At 63.7% G+C, this 24,505-nt stretch carries 17 protein-coding genes and 1 pseudogene; 11 read left to right on the plus strand and 7 right to left on the minus strand.

The features are described from left to right. Nucleotides 1–920 precede the first annotated feature (920 nt). Both MSIMFI_RS16575 and MSIMFI_RS16580 read right to left on the minus strand, forming a co-directional pair. Nucleotides 921–1,787 carry a hypothetical protein gene (locus tag MSIMFI_RS16575; RefSeq protein ID WP_191498290.1) on the minus strand — a complete coding sequence of 289 codons (867 nt, stop codon included), beginning with the start codon at nt 1,785–1,787 and terminating at the stop codon, nt 921–923. Nucleotides 1,788–1,851: 64 nt separating this feature from the next. After that, nucleotides 1,852–2,724: a GNAT family N-acetyltransferase gene (locus MSIMFI_RS16580; RefSeq protein WP_224770318.1), complete on the minus strand. Its 873-nt coding sequence runs from the start codon at nt 2,722–2,724 to the stop codon at nt 1,852–1,854. A 235-nt stretch (nt 2,725–2,959) separates the two neighbouring features. Here MSIMFI_RS16580 and MSIMFI_RS16585 point away from each other — a divergent pair, with 235 nt between their 5' ends. Beyond that, complete coding sequence (locus MSIMFI_RS16585) at nt 2,960–5,236, plus strand: molybdopterin-containing oxidoreductase family protein (RefSeq protein ID WP_191498291.1); 2,277 nt, start codon at nt 2,960–2,962, stop codon at nt 5,234–5,236. Here the strand turns inward: MSIMFI_RS16585 and MSIMFI_RS16590 are convergent. After that, a complete protein-coding gene (locus tag MSIMFI_RS16590; RefSeq protein WP_191498292.1) occupies nt 5,214–6,884 on the minus strand; it encodes a tetratricopeptide repeat protein in 1,671 nt (556 codons plus the stop codon). The genes MSIMFI_RS16585 and MSIMFI_RS16590 overlap by 23 nt on opposite strands. A gap of 202 nt (nt 6,885–7,086) precedes the next feature. Continuing rightward, the gene (locus MSIMFI_RS16595; RefSeq protein WP_191498293.1) at nt 7,087–7,989 is read right to left on the minus strand and encodes an alpha/beta hydrolase fold domain-containing protein; all 903 of its coding nucleotides are present in this window, start codon (nt 7,987–7,989) and stop codon (nt 7,087–7,089) included. 126 nt (nt 7,990–8,115) lie between these two features. On the opposite strand from MSIMFI_RS16595, the gene MSIMFI_RS16600 reads away from it, so the two are divergent. From MSIMFI_RS16600 to MSIMFI_RS16635, 8 genes are all read left to right on the plus strand, one after another. Next, on the plus strand, nt 8,116–9,537 hold the full coding sequence (locus tag MSIMFI_RS16600) for an NAD(P)-binding protein (RefSeq protein WP_191498294.1): 1,422 nt from the start codon (nt 8,116–8,118) through the stop codon (nt 9,535–9,537). Nucleotides 9,538–9,570: 33 nt separating this feature from the next. After that, on the plus strand, nt 9,571–10,302 hold the full coding sequence (locus MSIMFI_RS16605; RefSeq protein ID WP_191498565.1) for an acyl-[acyl-carrier-protein] thioesterase: 732 nt from the start codon (nt 9,571–9,573) through the stop codon (nt 10,300–10,302). A gap of 106 nt (nt 10,303–10,408) precedes the next feature. Continuing rightward, complete coding sequence (locus tag MSIMFI_RS16610; RefSeq protein ID WP_191498295.1) at nt 10,409–11,410, plus strand: cation diffusion facilitator family transporter; 1,002 nt, start codon at nt 10,409–10,411, stop codon at nt 11,408–11,410. Between the two features lie 152 nt (nt 11,411–11,562). Continuing rightward, on the plus strand, nt 11,563–12,978 hold the full coding sequence (locus tag MSIMFI_RS30050) for a GH12 family glycosyl hydrolase domain-containing protein (RefSeq protein ID WP_191498296.1): 1,416 nt from the start codon (nt 11,563–11,565) through the stop codon (nt 12,976–12,978). Between the two features lie 41 nt (nt 12,979–13,019). After that, nucleotides 13,020–14,345: an acyltransferase family protein gene (locus tag MSIMFI_RS16620; protein WP_191498297.1), complete on the plus strand. Its 1,326-nt coding sequence runs from the start codon at nt 13,020–13,022 to the stop codon at nt 14,343–14,345. 295 nt (nt 14,346–14,640) lie between these two features. Further along, nucleotides 14,641–15,648, plus strand: coding sequence for a fumarylacetoacetate hydrolase family protein (locus MSIMFI_RS16625; RefSeq protein ID WP_191498298.1), 1,008 nt, complete (start codon nt 14,641–14,643; stop codon nt 15,646–15,648). A 54-nt stretch (nt 15,649–15,702) separates the two neighbouring features. Next, complete coding sequence (locus MSIMFI_RS16630; protein ID WP_191498299.1) at nt 15,703–17,499, plus strand: thiamine pyrophosphate-requiring protein; 1,797 nt, start codon at nt 15,703–15,705, stop codon at nt 17,497–17,499. Next, entirely contained in the window at nt 17,496–18,623 is a 1,128-nt protein-coding gene (locus MSIMFI_RS16635) for an enolase C-terminal domain-like protein (protein WP_191498300.1), read from the plus strand. The genes MSIMFI_RS16630 and MSIMFI_RS16635 overlap by 4 nt, the downstream gene beginning before the upstream one ends. Here MSIMFI_RS16635 and MSIMFI_RS16640 read toward each other — a convergent pair. The 3 genes and pseudogenes from MSIMFI_RS16640 to MSIMFI_RS28990 all read right to left on the minus strand — a co-directional run bounded on the left by MSIMFI_RS16640 (nt 18,605) and on the right by MSIMFI_RS28990 (nt 22,470). Beyond that, nucleotides 18,605–21,577: an FAD-binding and (Fe-S)-binding domain-containing protein gene (locus tag MSIMFI_RS16640; RefSeq protein ID WP_224770287.1), complete on the minus strand. Its 2,973-nt coding sequence runs from the start codon at nt 21,575–21,577 to the stop codon at nt 18,605–18,607. The genes MSIMFI_RS16635 and MSIMFI_RS16640 overlap by 19 nt on opposite strands. 135 nt (nt 21,578–21,712) lie before the next feature. After that, nucleotides 21,713–21,835: pseudogene (locus MSIMFI_RS28255) on the minus strand (PE domain-containing protein); the annotation flags it as partial. 353 nt (nt 21,836–22,188) lie between these two features. Beyond that, nucleotides 22,189–22,470, minus strand: a complete 282-nt coding sequence (locus tag MSIMFI_RS28990) for a hypothetical protein (RefSeq protein WP_191498608.1) — start codon at nt 22,468–22,470, stop codon at nt 22,189–22,191. 101 nt (nt 22,471–22,571) lie between these two features. Between MSIMFI_RS28990 and MSIMFI_RS29740 the strand changes: the two genes are divergently transcribed. Together MSIMFI_RS29740 and MSIMFI_RS16660 are read left to right on the plus strand one after the other, a co-directional pair. After that, nucleotides 22,572–22,880 carry a hypothetical protein gene (locus tag MSIMFI_RS29740; protein WP_191498303.1) on the plus strand — a complete coding sequence of 103 codons (309 nt, stop codon included), beginning with the start codon at nt 22,572–22,574 and terminating at the stop codon, nt 22,878–22,880. A gap of 436 nt (nt 22,881–23,316) precedes the next feature. Continuing rightward, nucleotides 23,317–24,492 (plus strand): PPE family protein, encoded by a 1,176-nt coding sequence (locus MSIMFI_RS16660; RefSeq protein WP_191498304.1) that lies wholly within the window; start codon nt 23,317–23,319, stop codon nt 24,490–24,492. The last annotated feature ends 13 nt before the right edge of the window (nt 24,493–24,505 follow it).

Raw genomic sequence — 24,505 nt, forward strand, 5'->3', positions numbered from 1 at the left:
CGGCCTACCCCTGGGCCCGTTGCAGCTGCTCGGCGTGGGCAACCACGGAACCTTCAACCAAGGCTTCTTCAACACCGGCAACCACAACCTGGGCGCCTTCCTCACCGGCGACAACCTCATCGGCATCGGCCCATTCCACATCACCAACGGTGCCCTCTCAGCGCTGCTGCCTGGCGCGGGCGAACTGCCCAACTTCGGCTACGGCAACGTCGGGCAAGGCAACATCGGCTTCTTCAACAACGGCACCCTCAACGTCGGCATCAACAACATCAGCCCCAACTTCACCCCCACCAACCCCATCACCCTGTTCGGCGGGATCGGCATCGCCAACAACGGCCTCGACAACGTCGGCGCCTGGAACACCGGCACCGCCAATATCGGCATCGGCAACACCAGCCCCAACTTCACCCCCACCAACCCCATCACCCAATTCGGCGGCTTCGGCCTGTTCAACAACGGGATCAACAACGCCGGCATCGCCAACATCGGCACCAACAACAGCGGCCTACCCCTGGGCCCGTTGGCACTCTTGGGCGTGGGCAACCACGGAAACTTCAACCAAGGCTTCTTCAACACCGGCAACCACAACCTGGGCGCCTTCCTCGCCGGCGACAACCTCATCGGCATCGGCCCATTCCACATCAACCGTTAGACGTGGATCCGTTGGTAGCCGCCTCGACGGGCCTACCCACGGCCAGCCGAATCGAGTTGTCATCAGCTACGCGTTGCGTTGGCGTTGAGCATGTTTCGGTTGCACACTCATCGTCAACGCGGTGGTCGCCAATGCGACGTTGTCGGTTACTTCACGTTTCAACGCGACACGGTGGCGTCGCAGCGTCGAAGTGGAGCAACGCAACTACTCAACGTGATTCCGGGCCGCAGACCGAGACAGTGTTTGCGGGTTTCTCCGATCCCACGGGTCAGCCCACGATGTCGAAAATCGCCGCGGCGGAGGTGATGGCCTTGTCTGCGTTTCCCTCGTCGTGCAGAAGCATTCGCACGCCGACGCGTCCGGCTTCGCCGGCGTACGCGGTGGCGTCCACGCGGAACGGGCCCACCTTCCCGCGTGACATGAACATCACGTGCCAGCTGATGACTTGGACCTTGCGGGTCCCGGCGACGTCGGCGGCAAGGTCCGTCGCCGCGGTCTCGAGGACGACATGTTGCGGTCCGATGTGCAACGCTGCGTCCGGCGAGGCGAATTCGGCGCTCAACGCCGGCAACATCCAGTGGCCATCGCCGCGTTTGGTGGCACCGAATGCTTGCCACAGCGGCGGCAGGTCCGGAGCGTCCTCGATTACGAGTTCGGTGCCCGAAACGTCCATTCTGTCCAAGCCTTCCGGTGGCGTGCCGATGATCGCTCCCTGCCCTTCGTTGAAGGCGATCACCCGATCCGGGTTGTGTGCGTCGACGATCTTGCACCTCCCGTAGCCCATCGTCCGGCCCTGGTGCACAATGCCGGATCCGACGATCTCGATTCTGGTGACGTCGTAGCCAGGGTCAACGATCTGTACCGAGGCGATCACCGGGTTGGGAACCGCGACAAGATCGGTCTGGCAGCCTTCCGGCGACGAGATGGCCAGCGGCGCAACCATGATTCCGCCGGCCGCATTACGCATGTCGCGCCGGATGGCGACGGTGTTATCGACTTCGCCCAGGTTCATCGACGCGTGCTTGCGGCCGATGTAGCGGTAGCTCAGCAATCCGGTCCAGCGCCGGAATAGCTCGTCTCGGTAGGCATCGGCATCTGTGGTCAACTCGCGGATGTCTCGCGGTTGGTCGTTCAATTTCAGCCGCCTTTGCCGTTGCTCAAAGTTTGTCTACATTGTCCGACATCTATCAAGCCCACATTTATCGATCGACGACCTGGTGCGATTCACCCAACAGCACTGAAGCGATGCTGCCAACTTGCCTGAAACCGACGCGCGCGTAAGCGGCGCGGGCCGCCACGTTTGAGTGGTTCACATACCCGCAGGCAATGCGACCGGTAGCGACGATCGCATTGACTACCGTTGCAGTGCCTGGGACACATAGGCCCTGTCCGCGCCGTTCGGGATGCACCCAAACCCCTTGAATCAGGCCAACACTCGACGACTGCACTCCCAATTCGGCCTTGAAGACGACCTCGCCGCGCTCGAAGCGGGCCCAGGCGCGGCCAACCGCTATGAGGTTGGCCAGCCGCCCGCGAAACTTGCTGCCGCGCTCACCGAGGCGTGGATCGACGCCGAATTCGGCGATTATCTCCGTAGCGGTTGCCGTCAGGTAGGCGTCGAGTTCGTCGGGGCGGACCTGGCGCACGGTGGGATCGATCGCGCAACGGGGCAGCCCGGCGATGGCCAGCAACGGCTGATCGGAGCGGACGTAGCGGGCTGGGCCCCAAACGGGCGCAAGCCGCTGCCACATGGGCATCACCAGCTCGGACCCACCGATCAACCAGGTATACCGGCGAGACTCACTCAACGCTTTGTCGGCAAAGGCGTGCAGGTCGCCGGCATCGCCGCGCAGCGGGATTAGGTTGACCCCGGCGTAGCACAGCGACTCATCAGCGGCAGCGCAGGTCCATAGTTCCGCGCCGACAGCGTTCGTGCCGATGCCATGGTCGGCGACCTCCTCGGCAACCATGCAGGATCCCACCGGATCCCGATCAAATAGCCGGCTCACCGCCGCAGCATCATGGACCACCGACACCCGTCGCACGTCCACCCTGGTTACTCCGCGATGCAGTCGGGCTGGAACGCGGGCTGCGTGTACGCGGCCTCGATCTCGCCAAACAGAAGTTCATGGGACATCTGGCACCTCCTTCCGGAACCGATTCGCCGATATGATCCGACATACGGATCTAATAGACTCGCATAACGAATCTCGATTGCGAGATACTAGCACTGTGGCCGCACAAAACAACACCCCGTGACAACTGGGCAAACTTTACAAATAGATGCTGCGGTGTCACGCTCTGAAAATGGGACAACACCAACAGGTGCAACCCAGAGACGTACCGGCCACACCCGACGGCGCGCGGACGATCTATACCTTCTGCCGATACTGCCTGGCCTCGTGTGGTGTCGAGGTCAGCGTCGAGGGCAATCGGGTGCGCAAAATATCGGCCGACAAGCAAAACCCGCACAGTTGGCGGGATTTCTGCGCGAAAGGCCGCACCGCCGCCCAGCTGGTCGAACATCCGCGCCGGATCCTTGCCCCGATGCGACGGGTGGGCGACCGCTATGTGGAAGCGACGTGGGAAGAGGCCATCGCGGATATTGCCACCCGACTGACAGGACTGATCGAGGCCGACGGCCCGGACGCGATAGCCGCCTATTACGGCAATCCGGCCGGATTCTCGTTGTCGAATCTGATCTTTATGAACGCCTGGCTGGACGCGGTCGGCACCCACAACCGGTATGCGGTGGGCTCGGTCGACCAGAACGCGCTGCATGTCGTAGCGGAGGCCATGTACGGCTCGGCGATCATGGTGCCCGTCTCCGATATCGACAACTGCGACTACTTTCTGCTGGTCGGCACCAATCCCGCTGTCAGTGCATGGAATTGGGTAGAAAGTGCGCCCGGTGGGTGGCAGCGCGCGCTCGCCCGGCAAAAGCAGGGGGCCAAGATCGTGGTCGTCGACCCGCTACGCACCGAGTCCGCCGACAAAGCCGACGTGCACATCGCGGTGCGTCCCGGCCAGGACTGGGCGCTGCTGCTGGCGATGGTCAAGGTGATCCTCGACGAACGACTCGAACACCGCGCCGACTGTGCGCAACTCGTCACCGGCATGCCGGCGCTACGCCAGCTCTTGACCGAAGCCGAGCTGGACGACCTCACTCAACGGTGCGGTGTCCCGCGCCCCCAGATCGAGTCCACTGCAAGGGAATTCGCGACCTCCAGATCCGCGATGGCAATCACGCGAACCGGGATCTCACTGCACGTCTCGGGCAGCGTGGGCGAATGGCTTGGCCACGTACTCAACGTGATCACCGGGCGAATGGACCGTCCCGGTGGCCGTCGCTTCGAACCCGGTTATGTCGACTCGCTGCGCCTGGCGGCCGCAACCAAGCCCCCGGAGCACCGAAGCCGACTGACCGGCCGGGCGATGGTTGCCGGCGCGCACGCGTTGAGCGAACTGCCCGCCGAGATCACCACACCGGGCCCCGGGCAGATCCGGGCCCTGGTGATCAACGCCGGAAACCCGGTGGTCTCCGGTCCCAACGGCGCGGCCCTGGACAGTGCGCTTGCACAACTGGATCTGTTGGTGGCCATCGACTTTGTGCAGCGCGAGAGTCATCGCCACGCGCACTGGCTGTTGCCCGCCGTGCACTGGCTCGAACGTGACGACCTGCTCGCGCTGACAAGTAACCTGCACGACGAGCCGTATGTGCAGTACGGCGTGCGTGCAGTCAACCCGCCGGCGACCGCACGCGAAGAATGGCGCATCTTCGTCGACCTGGCGCTGGCGATGGACGTTCCGCTGTTCGGCATCAAGGGTGTCAACGGGTTCATCAGGACCAGCCGGCGCCTTGCGCGGCTGACCCGTCGACCCACGCTGGAATTCACGCCGCACTGGATCAACCGCATCATCGTGGCCACGTCGCGCAAAGTGAACGGACACAAGTTGAAATGGCGTGAGCTGCTTGCCAACCCACACGGCATGGTGCTTGGCCCGCGGGAGTATGGCCACTTCGCCGCAGCGTTGCGGACTGCCGACAAGCGCGTGCATATCGCGCCCACCGAGCTGGTCGCGCGGGCGCGTGAATTGCTCGCCGCGGCGCCTTCTGAGGCTCCCCCTGGCTACCCCTTCCAGATCGGCAACCGCCGTCACCGCCATTCCATGAATTCGTTTCTCAACGAGCTGCCCGGCCTGCACCCCGGCGGCAAAGGCAGCGTCGTTCTCATTCATCCCGCGGATGCCGCCACGCTCGGCATCGGTGATGGGGACCCGGTGCGCGTGTATTCGCCGGTTGGCGAAATCGAGGCGAATGCGTCACTGAGCGATCGACCCCGGCGCGGCGTCATCGTGATCGACCACGGCTGGGGTTCGCGAATCTTCGACCCGCACACCGGATCTGCACCGCAGTCATTCGGGGTGAACCGCAACCTCCTGATTGACGCCGAACCGGTAGATCCGTTGTCGCAAACGCCCGCAATGAATTCCACCTATGTCGGCGTTGCTCGCCGTGGCGCGGACCCCACCGTCGCCGAACCATCGCCACCGCGCGCCCTCAGTCCTCGCAACAGGACATGACGTCGAGTCGGCAGGCACAGGACGCATGAATCGGTACGTCGGCGCGGGCAGTCGCCAGCGCGAGCTGCTGGCCAATGATCCTGGCCTCGGCGGTACGTCCGAGCCGCTGCAGGCATTCGTGATAGCCGTGCAGGCTCCACACGTTCCTGGGGTGCTGACAGGCCCTGGCCAACGTGGGGTCCAGACCGAGGTCGGCGGCATACACGGCAGCCGCCTCCGCGACATGGCCCTGCTCGAGCAGCAATGCCCCGTACGCGTGCCGCGCGGGTTGCATCCAGCCCCATGGCTCGTCGTAAGGCAACGCGTCGTCGAGCTCGACCGCGCGCCTCAGATGACCGAACGCCTCGTCGAAACGCTTTTCGCGGTAGGCGATCTCACCGTCGAACATCGCCGCGGCCACCGCGAGGATGTCTCGGCTGGTGTTGTTGAACAGGTATCGGGAGTTCGGTATCCGGTCGTATGCCTCACTGAACGCCGCGCGCTCGGCGTTTGCCCGCGCGAGGTGACCGGTGGCCGCCAGCGCGACGCCGCGTCCGTAGTGAATCGTCGCTGCGGTGGTGCAGTAGAGATCTCGGTCCTCCGGAAGCGGTTGCGCAATCAGCTCGTCCCACCGGCCGAACCGCACCAACACGTGGGTACGCAGCGGCACGAACGCCTCGAGCCAGTCGGCCATCGGCGGCGATTCGATCGACAGCAGCTCGGCTGTCAGCTGATCGGCGAGCTCGTCAGCGGCCTGCAAGGCGATTTGCGATTGTCCTTCGAACATCGCCGAATACACGATGAAGTGCAGATCGTGCGCACGGTAGAGCGAGTAATAGTTCAACGGGCCCTCGCGGCTTACAAAGCGCCGATCCGCTTGCACCGCTGCAAGATTCGCCAGTATCGAGCTGCGGTAGTCGCCGCACAGCACGTCGATGTGGCTCGGCATGTGCTGCAGATGCCCGGCGTCGGGCACCAAGCCGCGTAACAAGTCCGCTGCCGGTAGGGCGTCCTCCGGAGTCGCCGACATCTCCATGGTGTGCAGATACAAATGCAGGATGCCGGGGTGTTCACGACCCGCTTTCCCGGCCAGCGCGGCTTCGAGGATCCGCTTGGCCTCGAGCACGCGCGAGCCCGCGGCTGGCTCGCCGGTCGCGGTGTCCCACAGCGCCCACGCCGTCACGTTGACCAGCGCGTCGGCAGCGAGCGCTTGCACATCTACGTCTTCCGGATAAGCCTCGGCCAGCGCCGTCATTGCGTCGGCGTAAGCGGCTAGCCCGGTGTGTAGCGCATCCGTGTCGGCTGGGTCGTCGGTGGGAAAGCGCGCCGCAAGTGCGGCAATGAGGCCTTGCTCGACTGGGCTGACCCGGCCCTGTGCGGCCAGTTGGAGTTCCGTGTGCGCACGGGCCAGCGAAGCGGTCAGGTCGATCGGGTCAAATGCCTCCCATGCCTTGTTGTAGTTGGGCCCGACCGAATAGGCGATTCCCCAACGCGCGATGGCCAGGTCTGGGTCCAGTTCCAGGGCCCGCTGGAAGCAGCGGATTGCCTCTTCATGATTGAACGCGTACGCCCACACCAGTCCGCGGTCGAACCAAGTCTGTGCTTGCGCGCAAGTGGTTTCGACCGGCCGGTGGGAGGAGCCGAGATCGAAATACTTCTCGACAGTCATGCTCGCTCTCCCAGTGGGGCAGCATTGGCCGAACAAACGTCACACCTGCCACATGCGTTTCCACGAGGCGGGATGGTCGCTGCGCCCAGCTCGGAGCGACTGCCCGCCGGTTGGGCGTGCGGCCGGGCAACTCGCCGCTGCGAGGAGGGCACAAAGCACGCCTGCCGGACAAGAGACTGGTGTGGCATAGGACCTCGGGTCATCAGCGCCGACCTCGCAGCCGCTCGACGATAACCGCCCGCGCCGCGCGGCCTTCGGGCGTCGGGGTCAGGGGGTACACATGCAACAAGCCCGGCTGCTCGTGGTAATCGATGTCTACGCCTGCAGCAGTGACCTTTTGAACCAAGGCTCGTGCGTCGGGGTTGAGAATGTCTCGAGTGCCGGTGAAGACCGTCAAAGGCCCTAAACCACTGAGATCACCCGCGAGTGGACTAACACGCGGATCCGTCAGCGGCAGGTCACCGCGCCACCGATCCGCGAATACGCGCAGCGCCTCGCGTCCCAACCACGGATCGTCGGATTCGGCCGCACCGATCAGCGGATTGGTCAGCGACACATCCAAGACGGGCGAGATCAAAATGGTCCGAGGTATCACCACGCCATGCTCATCGCGCAGCAGTAGTGCCGCCGACAATGCGATCTGGGCGCCGGCGGAATCCCCAGCCAGACATACGCTGCCGTCGCGTGACACGTTGTCTGCGATGAGTTCGACGATCACGGGCATGACGTCCGTCGCGCCGGCGAACGGCACCAATGGATATATCGGGACGATCACCGTGGCGCGCGCCTCGGCCGCGATTTGAGCGGCCAATTGCCAATGCTGTGGCGTGATTTCGTTTACCCATGCGCCGCCATGCAGATACCAGACGATGCGCTCGGGCGCCCCGATCTTGGCCGTGACGGTGTAGATCGGCCAACCCAATCGACGCTGGACCGTCACCGCTACGTCGGATCGCAACCGCGGCGGCGGGCCGTACGGTAGCGGACGCAGCGCGCGCCGATCGATATGCGCCCGCGCGGATTGAGCGCTCACGTAAGGGCGGCTCCTGCCCGTGATGCGCAGGATTGCGGGTAATGCCCGGCTCGCCCAGCTGATGTCAGCCATTTTGCGCCCTCATCTCGGCAAACATCCCCCCCGCAAGCGGGATAGTGGCAGTCCCCGCCGCATCCGGTCGACCGGGTCAGGCGCTATCGTGTCGCAACGGTTGTTTGCGTGCGTGAAGGAGGGCCTATGGCAGGGCCGATAAAGCCCATCGAGGCCGACTACCTGGTGATCGGCGCCGGAGCCATGGGCATGGCGTTCACTGACACGCTGATCACCGAATCGGAAGCAACAGTCGTCATCGTTGACCGTGCGTGTCAACCTGGTGGACATTGGACCACCGCTTACCCATTCGTGCGGCTACACCAGCCGTCGGCTTACTACGGCGTCAACTCAAGAGCACTGGGCAACAACACCATTGATCAAGTCGGGTGGAACCAAGGGCTCAACGAGCTCGCCCCAGTCGGCGAGATATGCGCGTACTTCGACGGCGTCATGCAGCAACAATTTCTTCCGACTGGGCGCGTTTCCTACTTCCCGATGAGCGAGTATCTCGGCGACGGCCGTATCCGAACGCTGGCAGGCTCCGAACAAGCAGTCACCGTCAAGCAGCGAATTGTCGACGCCACCTATCTGCGTGCCGTCGTGCCCTCGATGCGGCCCGCGCCGTACTGCGTCGCACCCGGCGTCGACTGCATAGCCCCAAACGAACTACCGAAATTCGGTGCGCGCGACCGGTATGTGATCGTCGGGGCCGGCAAAACCGGCATGGACGTCTGTCTGTGGTTGCTCCGACACGACATCAGCCCCGACAAGCTGACCTGGATCATGCCGCGCGACTCTTGGCTGATCGACCGGGCAACGCTGCAGCCGGGGCCGACGTTCATCGACCAGTTCCGCGCCAGTTTCGGTACGACGCTTGAGGCAATCGGCGAAGCGACGTCTGCCGAGGACTTGTTTGATCGGCTGGAGGCCGCCGGAACCTTGCTGCGCATCGATCCGTCGGTACGTCCGGCCATGTATCGATGTGCGACGGTGTCCCACGCCGAATTCGGTCAACTACGCCGGATCAACGACATCATCAGGATGGGCCACGTCCAGCGCATCGAGGCCGACGCGGTCGTGCTCGACGGCGGTTCCGTGCCCTCCTCCCCTTCGGCCATCTACATTGACTGCACGGCCGACGGAGCGCCACAACGACCCGCAACGCCGGTTTTCGACGAGGGCCGCATCACCCTGCAGGCGGTGCGCGGATGCCAACAGGTGTTCAGTGCCGCATTCATCGCCCACGTTGAATTCGCCTACGACGACGATGCGGTGAAAAACGAACTCTGCGAACCGATTCCACACCCGGACTCCGATCTGGACTGGCTGCGTCTTACCCAATCCGACCTGCGTAACTTCCGGCGCTGGCTGTACGACCCGGACCTGACGGACTGGCTGAGTTCGGCACGGTTGAACCTCCTCGCGGATCTGCTTCCGCCGCTGTCGCACAAGCCGCGGGTGCGTGAACGGGTGGTGTCGATGTTCCAAAAAAGATTGGACACCGCCGTCGCGCATTTGGAGACGCTGCGCAGCCAATGCGTCACGCCAACAAGCGAACGACGGTAAGGAGAGGCCGTGTCGCAGCCAACTGAGGTGGACATGCCGCTTGTCGGCGTGCCCGGCTCCGGGTACGTCTACCAAACCGGTTGGCGCGTAGCCACATCGGACATCGACGAACGCCGAAGACTGCGCCTCGACGGAGTTGCGCGCTATATCCAGGAGGTCGGAGCCGAGCATCTTGCCGATGCCGGACTGGCAGCAGTCCACCCCCACTGGATCGTCCTGCGCACGGTGATCGACGTCATCGAGCCGATCGCGCTGCCCAGCGACATCACCTTCCGCCGTTGGTGCGCAGCCCTGTCAACTAGGTGGTGTTCCATGCGCGTCCGACTCGAGGGTTCAGACGGCGGACGAATCGAAACCGAAGGCTTCTGGATCTGCGTCAACAAAGACACGCTGACACCTTCCCGCCTTGTCGACGACTGCATCGCGCGTTTCGGCAGCACCACCGACAACCACCGGCTCAAGTGGCGCCCTTGGCTCACCGAGCCGGTGCAAGACGGCGCCGAGGCGCCATTTCCCCTGCGCCGCACCGATATTGATCCCTTTGAGCATGTCAACAACACCGTCTACTGGCATGGTGTGCACGAAATTCTGGGACAGGTACCCGAATTGGAGCGAGCCCCTTATCGGGCGGTGCTCGAATACCGCAGCCCAATTAAGTTGGGTGAACCGGTGACAATCCGTTCCGAACATCGCGACGGCAGTGTGCGCATGCACTTCACCGTCGGTGACGACGTACGCGCGGCAGCTCTACTGCGCGCGATCTAGTCCCGCTCGCCCAGTGGCAGGAATCGGCCACCTATGTCTATTATCTGCGTATGTATGCAGTTAATCAGTCAGGGCGAGGTCCGCTCGCGATGGGGGTTACGCGCCAATGACGGACACCCGAGCCCTGTCCCACGGCCACGAACACGAACACGATCACGATCACGACCATCCGGCCGGTGTTCGTGGTCTGCTCGCCGAGATCTTCTCGCCGCACAGTCATGACGCGACCGACAGCATCGACGATGCGCTGTCGTCGAGCGCGTCCGGCATCCGTGCGGTGAAACTCAGCCTCGCCGCCCTTGGCGTCACCGCAGCATTTCAAGTTGCGATAGTCGCGATCTCAGGGTCGGTAGCGTTAGCCGCGGACACCATTCACAACTTCTCCGATGCACTAACCGCGGTGCCGCTGTGGATCGCGTTCTCTCTCGGAACACGCGCTGCCACAAAGCGATACACCTACGGGTTCGGCCGTGCAGAAGACCTCGCCGGATTGTTCGTCATCGCGATGATCGCCTTGTCAGCAGCCATCGCTGGCTACGAGGCTGTGATGCGCCTGATCCATCCGGTGGAGATTGGAAATCTCGGCTGGGTCGCAGCAGCGGGCGCGGTCGGATTTGTAGGTAACGAACTTGTCGCGCTGTATCGCATCCGGGTCGGGCGACGGATCGGTTCAGCAGCGCTCGTTGCCGACGGACTGCACGCCCGCACCGACGGATTCACCTCGCTCGCGGTGGTGTTCGGCGCCGCGGGTGTCGCACTGGGGTATCCAATTGCCGACCCCATCATTGGGCTTCTCATTACCGTGGCCATCTTGGCAGTGCTGCGCACCGCAGTGCGCGACGTGTTCCGGCGCCTATTGGACGCCGTCGACCCCGAACTTGTCACTCGCGCCGAGACGGCGTTGGCAACGCAACCAGGGGTGCGAGCCGTCCGTAGCGTCCGGATGCGCTGGATCGGACACCGGCTGCACGCTGATGCCGAACTCGATGTCGACCCGACTTTGAGCCTGAACGATGCACATCGAATCGCCCATGAAGCCGAGCACGAACTGACCCACGCCGTACCGAGACTCGACACCGTGCTCATCCACGCCTATCCGCACGGCTAAGAAACACCCTCGATCTTGGGCAAAAGAGCCAGGTCACGAACCGGTGGTGATAGTTTCGTAAAAAGGTCATAATCGTCGCGATTTGGATAGGCTTAATAAAGTCGTGATACGACCGTGATAAGCACGTGATAAGTCGGGTCGGAGGGTCGTGCATGTCATATGTGATTGCTGCGCCGCAAGCAGTGGCGGTGACGGCGACGGATGTCGCCTGGATCGGCTCGACGCTCAGCGCCGCGAACGCCGCGGCAGCGGCCCAGACGACGGAGGTACTGGCGGCCGCTGCCGACGAGGTGTCGGCGGCCATCGCCGGGTTGTTCAACGCGCACGCGCAGGAATATCACGCCGTGAGCGCCCAAGCGGCGGCATTTCATGCCCAGTTTGTGCGGTCATTGACCTCAGGCGCCGCGTTTTATGCGAGCGCAGAGGCCGCCAACGTATCGCCCCTACAGACAATCGCGCAGCAGGCGCTCAACAGCGTTAACGCGCCTAGCGAGGCGTTGCTGGGTCGCCCGCTGATCGGCGACGGAGCCAATGCGACGGCGTCCGGCGGGCGTGGCGCGGACGGCGGGTTGCTGTACGGGAACGGTGGCAATGGCGCCGCCGGCGGGACCGGCCAGGCCGGCGGTGCCGGCGGCAACGCCGGATGGTTCGGAAACGGCGGAGCTGGCGGTGCTGGTGGTGCCGGCGCGCGCGGCGGCAGCGGCGGCAACGGTGGTCTGCTGGTAGGCAACGGCGGCGACGGCGGCGCCGGTGGCTGGGCGGCGGTGGACGTCAACGGCGGCAACCCCGGACTGGGAGGCACTGGAGGCAAAGCCGGTTTGTTCGGCCACGCCGGAACAGACGGGCAGATGGGCACCGGTGGCCCAACAACCACGCCACCCACGACACCCCCGACTGGCGGCACTCTCATCTCCGCCCAGTTCGGAACGACGACGACCGCGGATGGCTACGTGGTTCAGAACAACGCATGGAACAACCCCGCCGGGCAGACCATCGACGTCAGCCCCACCGGAGGTTTCACCATCACCTCGATAAATGGCTCCGCCCCGACCAACGGCGCCCCACTGGGATACCCCTCGATCTACACGGGCTGGCACTACGGCACCGGTTCGGTGGGGACCACGCTGCCCATGCAATTGGGCCAGATCCAAACCGCAACCAGCAGCATCGATTACAACTACCCCGCCACCGGCACCTGGAACGCCTCCTACGACATCTGGCTGGATCCCACACCCAAAACCACCAGTGTCAACCAGCAGGAGATCATGATCTGGTTCAACCACCAGGGCCCCATTCAGCCCGTCGGCTCTCCGGTAGGCAATGCCACGATCGACGGAAAGAGCTTTGTGGTCTGGGACGGTACCAACGGTCAGAACAACGTGATGTCATACGTCGCAACGTCACCGATCGAAGTTTGGGATTTCGATGTCATGAGTTTCGTGGACCATACGAGCACCATGGAGCCGATCACCGACTCGTGGTACCTCACCAGCATCCAAGCCGGCTTTGAGCCATGGGACGGCGGCGTCGGTCTCGGGGTCGATTCGTTCTCGGCAAACGTCAACTAACGACGCATTCCCGGATCGAGGCTCGCGTACCCTCGCGGACGATGAACCACGCACCCACATCTCGGCCGGCCCGCGATCTGGCGGTGGACTTCTACCGCGCATCGGGTGTCGTCCTCATTGTGTTGGGGCATTGGGCGGCCGCGTCGGTGACCTATCGCGACGGATCATTCGGTCGGCAAAACCCGCTCGTCGACCAACCCTGGACGCAGTGGCTGACTTGGCCTTTCCAGGCGGTCCCGGTGTTCTTCCTGGTGGCCGGCTACGCAGGCGCGGTGTCTTGGACACACCGTTACGGGCCCGGCGGTGCGTCGCGGCCGACGTGGCTTCGGCATCGACTGGCGCGAGTTCTCGGACCGACCGCGGTGTACATCGGACTGGCATCGGTGGTTGTCGTAATTCTGGAGTTCAGTGATGTGGCCGGTTACGTGCTGGAGTACGCCGGTTGGGCAGTGGCAATGCACTTGTGGTTTCTCGCAGTCTACGTCGTGGTGGTGTCGCTGACTCCCATTGCTATTGCCGCACAACAGCGTTGGGGGCTATTGGCCCCGGGTGTCCTGGTGCTGGCTGTCGCGGCAGTTGATGCTGTCTCGCTGGGTGCACACGTGGCATATCTCGGCTGGTTGAATTACGTGTTCTGCTGGGCAACGCTCTACCAGATCGGAATCGCTTGGCACGACGGCCAGTTGGCCCGCTACAGGCCGTTGCTGCTCGCCGCCGGTTCGGCGCTCGCACTCGCATTGCTGATCGGGCTGGGCCCCTATCCGGTCAGCATGATCGGCATTCCAGGCCAAGTGATCCAGAATTCGGCGCCGCCCTCGGTGGCGATGTTGGCGTTCGGATGCGCGCAGGCCGGCGTGGCGATGGTGCTCGCGCCGATGCTTAACCGTGCCCTACGCCCTCATCTGGTGCAGCGGGTGCTCTCCGTCGCCAATAGCAACGTGATGGCTCTCTACCTGTGGCACATGCTGCCCGTGGTGATCGTGGCTGTCGTCGGTTATCCGACGGGGCTGTTGCCGCAACCGGTCGAGGGAACGGCACAGTGGTGGCTGGCCCGGTTGCAGTGGGTCCTAATACTCTGCCTCGTGACGGCGGTAGAGCTGTCGCTGTTGTGGCTGTTGCGTCGCATTGCTTCAGCCCCGCTGCCCATCATCGGTCTCTCGCTCGCCGATCGCTGGACCGAACCCCTCCTGGTCGCTGGCGCGGCGATGGCAACATACGGCCTGGCGTTTTTCGCTGTCGAAGGGTTCGCGCCATACGGCAGTTTCCCATGGGCGACGGCGCTGATCTTCGGCGTCGGGGTGGTTCTGGTGGCGGTTCGTCCGGCGCAGGTCAGCGCGGGGGTGCATGCCCCGCCCACAACCGAATGAACCGACGCGCCGGATGTCCTAGGGGAAGTTGTTGTGAATCTTCAGGATTCCGTTGCGCGACAGCTTGGGCTACCCTCGGGTCGTTGGTGGTGATGCCCGCGCAAGACGTCATCGACAACCGTCTGCCATGCCTAACGACAGTCACCATTTCGCGGAAATTCTTACGTGGAACCAAGGGTGTTTCGCGGGCAGTATTCATGAATCAGGCCGAACCCTTGACCGCGTGCTACGTCTATGTGACGATTTCGCCAATTAGATCGGGGAGAATCATAGGCCATCCGAAGGTGCTCCCCGCATGAGCGTCTCCGTCCTGCACACTGTCGACGCCTGGTGGGTCGAACCCCCAAGTGGCCCAGCGAAGATCGCCACCGCCGCGGCCACCACCGCTGCACTGCTGGCCGACCGTCCCGCGATCGCGGCGGCTCTCCGCGAGACCGGCACCGTCCCCTTAGCAAGCCTCAACTTGATCTCACCGGTGACGCGGCCATGCCGTGTGGTCGCCCAGATGACCAACTTCGAATCGCATGTCAAGGATGCGGGCATGGACCCGACATCGATTCCGCTGACCTTCTTCCGCAAGGCTTCTGCGTCGATCAGCGGGCCGTTCGACGACGTCGTCAAACCTGGCCACGTCCAACTGCTGGACTACGAGGTCGAGATCGGCTTGGTGATCGGACGTTCAATCCCGGTCGGCACAACCATTTCCGACGCGACCCTCCCCGACTTCATCGCGGGCCTGGTCGTCGCCAACGATGTGTCTGCGCGGGATATACAGCTTCCACAGACACAGTTCTACGAAGCCAAGTCCTACCCGACGTTCACCCCGGTCGGGCCAAAGTTGGTGTTGCTGAATTCCGACGAACTCCAGCGTTTTGGCGATCTACGGCTGCGCCTCAGCGTCAACGGCGAGGAGCGACAGAACGCGCTCGTCGACGGCGACATGCTCTACCGGCCACTGCAGGCGCTGCAGTCGCTCACCCAATTCCAGGAGCTCGCTCCCGGCGACCTCATACTCACCGGCACCCCTGTCGGCACCGCCCTGAGTGCCCCGGCGAAGCCGGTGGAAATCATCGGAAACCTATTGCCACCGGCCGTCAAATGGAAGGCCTTCTTCAAACGTCAGGCGGGCAATCCGAAATATCTGCGGCAAGGCGACATTGTCGAAGCGTCGGTGGCCACCGACGACGGGCAGATCGACCTGGGAACCCAGCGCACAGCGGTGCGGTACGCGCAAACGTGGTCAGGACCGCAAACTCGTCACCCGTACACATCCCCGACGTCTAACCACCGACCAAGTGGGTAACCCGTCTCGGGGACAACCACTGGAATGGGACACGAGACGGGAAAGAGGTGTGCAATGGCTGAAGTCAGCGACTTTGTGCTGGAAAGACTCCGCGACTGGGGAATCACACATGTGTTCGCCTACCCCGGCGACGGCATCAACGGGCTGCTCGCGGCGTGGGGTCGCGCCGACAACAGGCCGATGTTCGTCCAGGCGCGACACGAGGAAATGGCGGCCTTCGAAGCGGTAGGCTATGCGAAATTCAGTGGTCGTCTCGGGGTGTGCGCGGCGACCTCCGGCCCGGGCGCGATCCACCTGCTCAACGGCCTCTACGACGCGAAACTCGACCGGGTACCGGTGGTAGCGATCGTGGGGCAAACCGACCGCACAGCAATGGGCGGCTGGTACCAGCAAGAGGTCGACCTGTTAAGTCTGTTCAAGGACGTGGCCAGCGACTACGTTCAGATGGTCACGGTGCCCGAGCAACTGCCCAACGTGCTCGACCGCGCCATTCGCACCGCGCTGACCCGACGTGGACCGACGGCGCTTATCATCCCCGAGGACGTACAAGAGCTCGAATATTCCGCTCCCGCACACGAATTCAAGATGGTGCCGTCCAGTCTGGGGTTCGAGCAACCCGCCGTTGAACCCTCTGCCAGCGGGCTACAGCGGGCCGCCGACGTACTCAACGCGGGTGAACGCGTCGCGATGCTTGTCGGATCCGGCGCGCGCGCCGCCGTCAAGGAGATCACCGAGCTCGCCGACGTCCTGGGCGCGGGGGTAGCCAAAGCGCTGCTGGGCAAGGACGTGCTGTCCGATGAACTGCCGTGGGTGACAGGATCGATCGGATTGTTGGGCACGCGGCCCAGCTATGAGTTGATGCGCGACTGCGACACCTTGCTCACCATCGGGTCAAGTTTTCCCTATACGCAGTTCCTGCCGCCGTTCGGCGCGGCCCGCGGTGTGCAGATCGATATCGATCCCACAGTTATCGGCATGCGTTATCCCAACGAGGTGAACCTGGTTGGCGACGCGGCCATGACGGTGCGCGCATTGTTGCCGCTGTTGCGACGCAAGACCGACCGGACGTGGCGGGAGACGATTGAACACAACGTGCGCCGTTGGTGGGAAACCATGGCGATGGAAGCCGATGTGTCCGCCGATCCGATCAACCCGATGCGGCTGTTCACCGAGTTGTCGCCAAAGCTGCCCGAGAATGCGATCGTCACCGCCGACTCGGGTTCAGCTGCGAATTGGTATGCCCGCCAACTGAAGTTCCGCGGCAATGTTCGCGGTTCGTTGTCAGGCACCCTAGCCACGATGGGCCCGGGTGTCCCGTACGGAATTGGCGCGAAGTTCGCTCATTCGGACCGACCCGTCATCGTTTTCGCCGGTGACGGCGCAATGCAGATGAACGGCTTGGCCGAACTGATCACCATCGCGCACTACTGGCAAGAGTGGACGGATCCGCGACTTGTCGTTGCGGTCTTGCACAACAACGACCTGAACCAGGTGACCTGGGAGATGCGAGCCATGGGCGGCGCACCAAAATTCGTCGAATCCCAAACACTTCCCGACGTGGACTATGCGGGTTTTGCGGCCAGCCTGGGCTTCGGGTCGGCAACCCTGACGGGTCCCGATCAGATTTCGTCGGCGTGGGATCGGGCGCTGGCAGCCGACCGGCCAACGCTGCTTGACGTGCATTGCGACCCGAATATCCCCCCGGTGCCGCCGCACGCCACCTTCGACCAGATGAAGGCCGCGGCCAGTGCGGTGCTGCACGGCGACGAGGACGCTTTCGGCATCATCAAGGAAGGCATCAAGATCAAGGCGCAGGAATTCTTGCCGCACCGGGAACCTAGCCGACGATGAGCACACCCGGCGGCGCGAGTCGAGATGACACCGCCGTCCGGGACCTGCAGGCCGCCGCGTACACCATCCGCGCTGACGCACCCGAAGCTGACGGCACTTTGGCGTGGGACTCGACCACGGTCGTTATCGTGACGGTTCGCGCGGGCGACTTCGTGGGGCTCGGGTGGACCTACGGCCCGCCGGCGTGCGCCCGGTTCGTTGTTGACGAGTTGGCACCGACCGTCCGCGGGCGCGACGCGCTTGACGTGGGCGGGGCATTTGACGCGATGGTCAAGGCGGTCCGCAATGCCGGCAGGCCGGGCGTTGCCGGGTATGCGATCTCGGCGGTGGATGTCGCGCTGGGGGATCTCAAGGCTCGTCTGCTGCAGTTGCCGCTGCACCGGCTGCTCGGCGCGGTCCGCGACCGGGTTCCGGTGTATGGCAGCGGCGGATTCACCACCTACGACGACACCCAGCTGCGCGAACAGCTAAGCCATTGGGTGCACGAGCAACGGATCCCGCGGGTCAAGATCAAGATCGGGGAATCATGGGGCCGCCGCCCCGGCCGCGACGCTTACCGAATGCGGTTGGCGCGCCATGTCATTGGGCCTGCCGCGGAATTGTTCGTCGACGCCAACGGCGGCTATACCCGCAAGCAGGCTATCCGAGTCATGCGCGATGCGGCGGACCTGGCCATCGTGTGGTTCGAGGAGCCGGTTTCCTCTGACGATTTGGACGGGCTGCGGCAGGTTCGCGACGCCGTCGACGCCGACGTGACGGCGGGCGAATACGGAAGCGACATCGTTTATTTCCGGCGGATGTGCCAGGCCGGCGCCGTCGACTGTTTACAAGCCGGTGCGTCACGCTGTGGGGGCATCACCGAATGGCTGCGGGTGGCGGCCATCGCGGCGGCACACTGCCTGGAGATTTCGGCCCACTGTGCGCCGCACTTACACGCCCACGTTGCGGCGGCGACCCCCAATCTGCGTCATCTGGAATGGTTCCACGACCACGTGCGCATCGAGTCCATAGCGTTTGACGGCATGCTGAATCCGGCGGGAGGCAACGTTCGTCCTCACCCGGACCTACCCGGCCACGGTCTGGCCGCCCGATTCGCCGATCTGGCTCAATTCCGCTGCGGCTGAGTCTTGTACATAGCAGCCAGCAGTACGGCTAGGTGCACCGCTTCTCTTCCGCCACTGTCGAGTTCGTGGATCTGTGTGCGACAGCTGAACCCATCAGCGAGCACCACCGTGCCGCGATCGGCGGCGCGAATTTTCGGCAACATGACCCGCTCGGCGGACGCTTCGCTGACGCCAAGGTGGCCGCGTTCGAAGCCGAAATTTCCGGCAAGGCCGCAGCATCCGGCGCCCAGCTGTGCCACGCCAACCCCGGCATTCTCCAGCAGCTGCGCATCGGCGTCCCACCCCAGTACGGCGTGCTGGTGGCAATGCACTTGGGCCAGCGCGGAGAGCTTTCTGCCAACTGGCCTCGGCGGCTGGTAGCCGGGCGAGTGCTCGGTTAGCACCTCGGCGAGGGTGACGGTCTGGTCGCGCAGCCGCAGCACGTCGTGATTGTCCGGGAACAGCTCGGCTGCGTCAGCGCGAAACACCGTGGTGCAGCTGGGTTCCAGGCCCACCACCAACCCGCCGGCGCGCACGTGGGGCGCCAATGTTGTCACCGTGCGGGCGAGTACCTTCTTTGCGGTTCGCAGCTGGCCGGTAGAGATCCATGTCAACCCGCAACACAGCCGCGGTCGCGGCAGCGTCACCCGCCACCCGGCCTCTTCGAGCACAGCCACCGCCGCGCGGCCGACTTGGGGGTGGAAGCAGTTGGTGAAAGTATCGGGCCACAGCATGACCGTGCCACGCTCGCCGCCGGCGCGTGTGGTGCGCTTATCGAACCACTGTCGCAGTGTCTGCTTGGCGAAGCGCGGAATCTCCCGATCGGCAACCCCGGCCGCAGCGATGGCGGCGCGGCGCAGCCCCGGCGTATGCGTCAGTGCGTTGGCCAACCAGCCCATTCGCGCGTCGGTGACCACACGCGCCGCGACTGGCAACCACCCCATCGACAAGTCGGAGCGGGGCCGGCGCCACTGCCGGCCTTCGTAGTGGTGGGCCAGGAACTCGGCTTTGTAGGTGGCCATGTCGACATCTGCCGGGCAGTCGGACTTGCAGCCCTTGCACGCCAGGCACAGATCCAGCGCCCCTTTGACATCCGTCGATCGCCACCCGTCCTGAATCGGACTGTCGCCGTGACCGTCGAGCATCTCGAACAGCAACCGGGCCCGTCCGCGGGTGGAATGTTCTTCCTCCCGGGTGACCTGATACGACGGGCACATCACTTGTCCGGAGCTGGTATCAAGTTGACGGCACTTGCCCACTCCCACACAGCGATTCGCCGCATGGATGAACGATCCACCGTCGTGCGGGTAGTGGAAATGTAAGTCTTGCGGCGTGATCGGTGCCCAGGTCGCCCCGAGGCGCAGGTTGGCGTCCAGCGGTTGCGGCGCTACGACCTTGCCAGGGTTCATCCGGTTCTGTGGGTCGAAAATGTCTTTCAGTTCCGCGAACGCCGACACCAGCCGGTCGCCGAACATCCGCGGGAGCAGTTCGCCCCGAGTCTGGCCATCACCATGCTCACCCGACAGCGACCCACCGAATTCGGACACCAGATCGGCGGCGCGCTCCAGAAAGCGGCGATACTCCGAGACACCTTCGGCTGTGAACAAGTCGAATGGGATGCGGGTATGAACACAACCCTGGCCGAAATGCCCATACAAACTGGGGCCGGCCGCGCTGCTGTAGCCGAATTCCTCGTAGAGCGCCTGCAGCCGACGCAGGTAGTCGCCGAGCCGTTCCGGAGGTACCGCCGAATCTTCCCATCCTTCGAAGGTTTCCGCGTGTCCTGGTACGTGAGCGGTGGCACCTAGGCCAGCCTCGCGTACCTGCCATAGTTCGTCCTCGCGAGCGGGGTCGTCGAGGAACGACACCGTGGGATCGTGCTCGCTTTCGTGCAGCCCGTCGAGCATCCGCTTCGCCTGCGCGTCGACCGTGTCCTGGTCATTGCCGCCGAACTGTGCCAACAAGAACGCCGCCCCTTCCGGCAGCTTCTTGATAGCTTCGGCGTTGAGATGGTGCAGCCGTTCATCCCTGATCAGCTTGTCGTCCATGGCCTCCAACGCGATCGGCTTGTAGGGCAGTACCGAGCACACCGCATCGCCGGCTCGGTCGATACTGGGGTAACCCAGAACCACCAATGCGCGCTTAGGCCATACCTCGATCAGCTCCAGTTCCGCTCGCAGCACGGTGACAAGCGTGGATTCGCTGCCAACCAGCAGACCGGCCACATCGAAATTGTGTTCCGGAAGAAGCGAATCCAGGTTGTATCCGGACACCCGCCGGGGAATCTCGGGAAACCCCTCGCGAATGTCGTCGGCGAACTTGTCACGCAATCGTCGCAGCCGTCGGTAAATCGCAGCCCTCAGGTCACCATGGGCCTCAATCTGGGCATACTCCTCGTCGCTGGTCTCTCCGCACCAGAACCGGGTTCCGTCGTAGCACAGGACCTCCAGCCTCGCGATGTTGTCGACCACCTTGCCGCAACGCTGCGCCGTGGACCCACAGGAGTTGTTGCCGATCATTCCGCCCAGCGTGCAGTTTGAATGCGTTGACGGCTCCGGCCCGAAGCGCAGACCGGTGGATTCCAGTCGGCGGTTGAGTTCGTCGAGGACGATTCCGGGCTGTACGACGCATCGTTTGGCCTTCGCATCCACTGATTCCAGTTTGTCGCAATACTTCGACCAGTCCAGTACCACCGCAGTATTGGTGCATTGGCCTGCCAAACTGGTTCCGCCACCGCGGGACAGCACCGGCGCTCCGTACTCGCGGGCGACGGCCACCGCCTCGACCGCGGCCTCGGGTGTTCGGGGCATTACGACGCCAATGGGCACCTGTCGGAAGTTGGAGGCGTCAGTCGAATACGCCGCCCGGCTGCCGTCGTCGAAACGGACCTCTCCGTCGACTCGTTCGGCCAGCATCGCTTTCAGCCGCGCCGTGTCGATCTCATGCCGCGCTGCGAAGCGCGTTGATATAGCCATCACCACGCGCATTTACCCTTTCGTTCTCCACCGACCCAGGACTACCCGCTGCGCGCTGGCCTAACCTGGCGATTCGCCATGTGCCGTACGTCCGTTCGGCCTCGACATCGCGCGGCGGCGACACAGGCCAACATGCTTAAACGACACCGGATCAGCCGCCGGCGGCACCACCGCCGTAATCACCGGCGTCGTACCAGCTTGGGCGGCCGCCAACCTAGCTGGCAGCGCGACTGCGTGAATGGCTCTAGGGCGCTCCACTTACGTCAAAGCAGATGTTATCCAAGGTGTTTGGGCCGTGCTTCGAGACAGTCGGCTAGTCATCAGATTCGACTTCGATCCGAACCACTTGATTAGGGCCGAGATATCTAGATCGATCAACTCCAATACCGTTTCTCGGCTCCCAAGTTTTCCGATAGCGGCCAACCAACCAGACCCCGGCCGCGGTTGGAGCACCACCGCAGTGCTGCTGGGCCGCCCCATTGGCGGCTTTGGAAGCGATCATGCCGACACCCGGGATATGAGCGTGTCCGGTTTCCGCGCGCGCCGGCCACATTGCGAACGCCGGCGCGGGCGGGGACGGATCAGTGGACGGCAGTGCCGGCCGTCTGCGGTTAGGAAGCTCCGTTCGTCCCGTTAGCGCCGATAATTGTGCCGCCACTGCCACCGGTGCCGCCGCCGCCACCGTTACCGCCGTTACCGCCGTTACCGCCGAAGCCGACGAGCGTCGGCGTGAAGGAGCCGTTGGTGCCAATTATCCCGACGTTGCCGCCGTTGCCGCCGTGGGCGGGCCCGACTCCGGCGCACCCGGCCCCGCCCGCACCCTGACTTCCGTTTGCGTGAGCTCTTTTACGCTCAATGAACGTTTCTAATATCGAAGCCGCGATCAGTGTCATCGCGGCCGACCCCGCCCAAACCTCGGCATGGGGTGCGCAGCACTCGGCAGACGCCGCTAACCACCACCTACCCACAAACGACGCGTCACTACGCTGCGAGCGTGGCGATCGGATCGCCCGCCCAGGTGACTCGGCTGCCCGCCGGCTCCGATGGCTCGATGTCAGCGGCCACTGTGCGGGAGGCACTGCAAAGCCGCGACGATGTCGCGTTGGTGACGGTCATGTGGGCCAACAACGAGTTGAGCACCATTACTCACCGTAGAATTAGCGGCCGTCACAGACAAATTCGACCTCTCCATGCACATAACGCAGTTCAGGCGGAGGTTGTCCGCGAGAACCCCAACGCTCTCGGCGACGTCGCCGAAGAAATTGATTTGCCGATTACGGCGCAACCGGGCAATGGGGGGTAGAGCCGCTACCCGAACAGTTGTGTGTCAAGATATTCGACAGCCTGGTGTGTTGCGAGGTTGGATCGGTTCGAATCGACCACGTTATCTGCCGGTGTCAGGATCGGGACGAGCAGGTAAACCCAGTGCAACATAACGCTATTCGGGCCGTTCCGAGCGAGCAGCGTTGGGCTGCTTATACGCACTACAGTGCGGTCATTGGTGGGCTAGCGACTTGCCGACGCTGACATCGCATGCAGCTCTTGATAATTCAGCATATGTCGGTCGGTGCATCGAAGCTTGGGGTTAGCTGAGTGATTCCAGCGCGGGGTTGTTCTGTGTGGTGATTTTTGATGTCATTCTTCAGGCACTCGGCTGCGGCGCATGACCGCTGGCGTGATGGTTGTTCGGGAATGTGATTGTCGGAGCCGTTAATTCGGCTGCTTGGTCGGAGGTTGGGATGGTTATTCATTTTTCGTGGTTGCCGCCGGAGATTAACTCCGGGCGGATCTACTCGGGTGCAGGTTCGGGGCCGCTGTATGGAGCAGCGACGGCTTGGCAGCGGTTAGCTCAGGACCTGCAGGCCTCGGCGTCGTCGTTTGATTCGGTGGTCACGGGATTAGTTAATGGATCGTGGTCGGGTCCGGCGTCAGTGGCGATGGCAGCGGCGGCTACACCGTTTGTGGCGTGGTTAAGCGCGGCCGCTGAGCAGGCTCAGTTAGCCTCGGGCCAGGTTCAGGCAGCCGCGGCGGCGTTTGAAGCGGCGTTATCGGCGACGGTGCACCCCGCGGCGGTCACAGCCAACCGGGCGTCGTTTATGTCTTTAGTGGCAACGAATTTCCTAGGTCAAAACACTCCCGCGATCGCTGCTTTCGAGGGCTCATACGCCGAGATGTGGGCCCAAGATGTCGCCGCGATGATCACCTATCATGCCAACTCGGTCTCTATTGCGGCGTCGTTAACGCCGTTCAGCGCGCCTCCGGCGCAGTTAACGGGACTAGCCGCGCAAGCCGGTGCGGCGGTGGCGCCGCCCTGGTTTCCGACCGATATATTGACCGTTTTCGCGCCGTTGGCGGGGCTGATTTCGGTGGTCGACGACGTGCCGGTTTCTTCGATGTTGTCGATGGCTCAGTTTGCGTTGTATCCAGCCAGCATGATGATGTCCCCGTTGATGATGGCGTTGCAGGGCGCCCGTGGCGCCACGACCGGATTGGGTGGCGCAGCAGCGGGTTTGACCGGTACCGGGATAGCCATGGGTGGACCTCAATTCGCCAGTTCGTCCTTAGCTGGGGCAGGTAATGGCGGTCTTGCCGGTGGCGGCCTTGCCGGTGGCGCGATGTCAGCGAGATTGGGTCAAGCGAATTTGGTGGGTCCGATGTCGGTGCCGCAAAGCTGGCAAGGATCGCTTCCTGCAGGGTTGACCAGCTCGGGGGTATCCGGGCTGGGGTCGAGCGCGGCACCTGTTGGTCAGGCTATGGCGGCTGCTGAGGGTATGCCGATGATTCCGCCTATGCCGATGGGGTCAAGTGCTGCGAGTACCGCGCCGCTGGCGGCAGTGGGCGCTCGTGGTGGTGCGGGAACCGCCCCCTCGGCGGTGGCCCAGCCCAGTGTGATTCCGCGGGTTGGGGTCGGATAGAGCAGGGGGTGGT

The organism is Mycobacterium simulans, assembly GCF_900232995.1.
Taxonomy (GTDB): Bacteria; Actinomycetota; Actinomycetes; order Mycobacteriales; family Mycobacteriaceae; genus Mycobacterium; species Mycobacterium simulans.

What these genes read in the sequence shown, in the direction of transcription:
- MSIMFI_RS16635 (WP_191498300.1), top strand. Translation starts at nt 17,496, where the DNA reads ATGAGCACACCCGGCGGCGCGAGTCGAGATGACACCGCCGTCCGGGAC.
- MSIMFI_RS30050 (WP_191498296.1), top strand. Translation starts at nt 11,563, where the DNA reads ATGTCATATGTGATTGCTGCGCCGCAAGCAGTGGCGGTGACGGCGACG.
- MSIMFI_RS16605 (WP_191498565.1), top strand. Translation starts at nt 9,571, where the DNA reads ATGCCGCTTGTCGGCGTGCCCGGCTCCGGGTACGTCTACCAAACCGGT.
- MSIMFI_RS16625 (WP_191498298.1), top strand. Translation starts at nt 14,641, where the DNA reads ATGAGCGTCTCCGTCCTGCACACTGTCGACGCCTGGTGGGTCGAACCC.
- MSIMFI_RS16640 (WP_224770287.1), bottom strand. Translation starts at nt 21,577, where the DNA reads ATGGCTATATCAACGCGCTTCGCAGCGCGGCATGAGATCGACACGGCG.
- MSIMFI_RS28990 (WP_191498608.1), bottom strand. Translation starts at nt 22,470, where the DNA reads ATGACACTGATCGCGGCTTCGATATTAGAAACGTTCATTGAGCGTAAA.
- MSIMFI_RS16630 (WP_191498299.1), top strand. Translation starts at nt 15,703, where the DNA reads ATGGCTGAAGTCAGCGACTTTGTGCTGGAAAGACTCCGCGACTGGGGA.
- MSIMFI_RS16600 (WP_191498294.1), top strand. Translation starts at nt 8,116, where the DNA reads ATGGCAGGGCCGATAAAGCCCATCGAGGCCGACTACCTGGTGATCGGC.
- MSIMFI_RS16585 (WP_191498291.1), top strand. Translation starts at nt 2,960, where the DNA reads ATGGGACAACACCAACAGGTGCAACCCAGAGACGTACCGGCCACACCC.
- MSIMFI_RS16610 (WP_191498295.1), top strand. Translation starts at nt 10,409, where the DNA reads ATGACGGACACCCGAGCCCTGTCCCACGGCCACGAACACGAACACGAT.
- MSIMFI_RS16660 (WP_191498304.1), top strand. Translation starts at nt 23,317, where the DNA reads ATGGTTATTCATTTTTCGTGGTTGCCGCCGGAGATTAACTCCGGGCGG.
- MSIMFI_RS16590 (WP_191498292.1), bottom strand. Translation starts at nt 6,884, where the DNA reads ATGACTGTCGAGAAGTATTTCGATCTCGGCTCCTCCCACCGGCCGGTC.
- MSIMFI_RS16595 (WP_191498293.1), bottom strand. Translation starts at nt 7,989, where the DNA reads ATGGCTGACATCAGCTGGGCGAGCCGGGCATTACCCGCAATCCTGCGC.
- MSIMFI_RS16620 (WP_191498297.1), top strand. Translation starts at nt 13,020, where the DNA reads ATGAACCACGCACCCACATCTCGGCCGGCCCGCGATCTGGCGGTGGAC.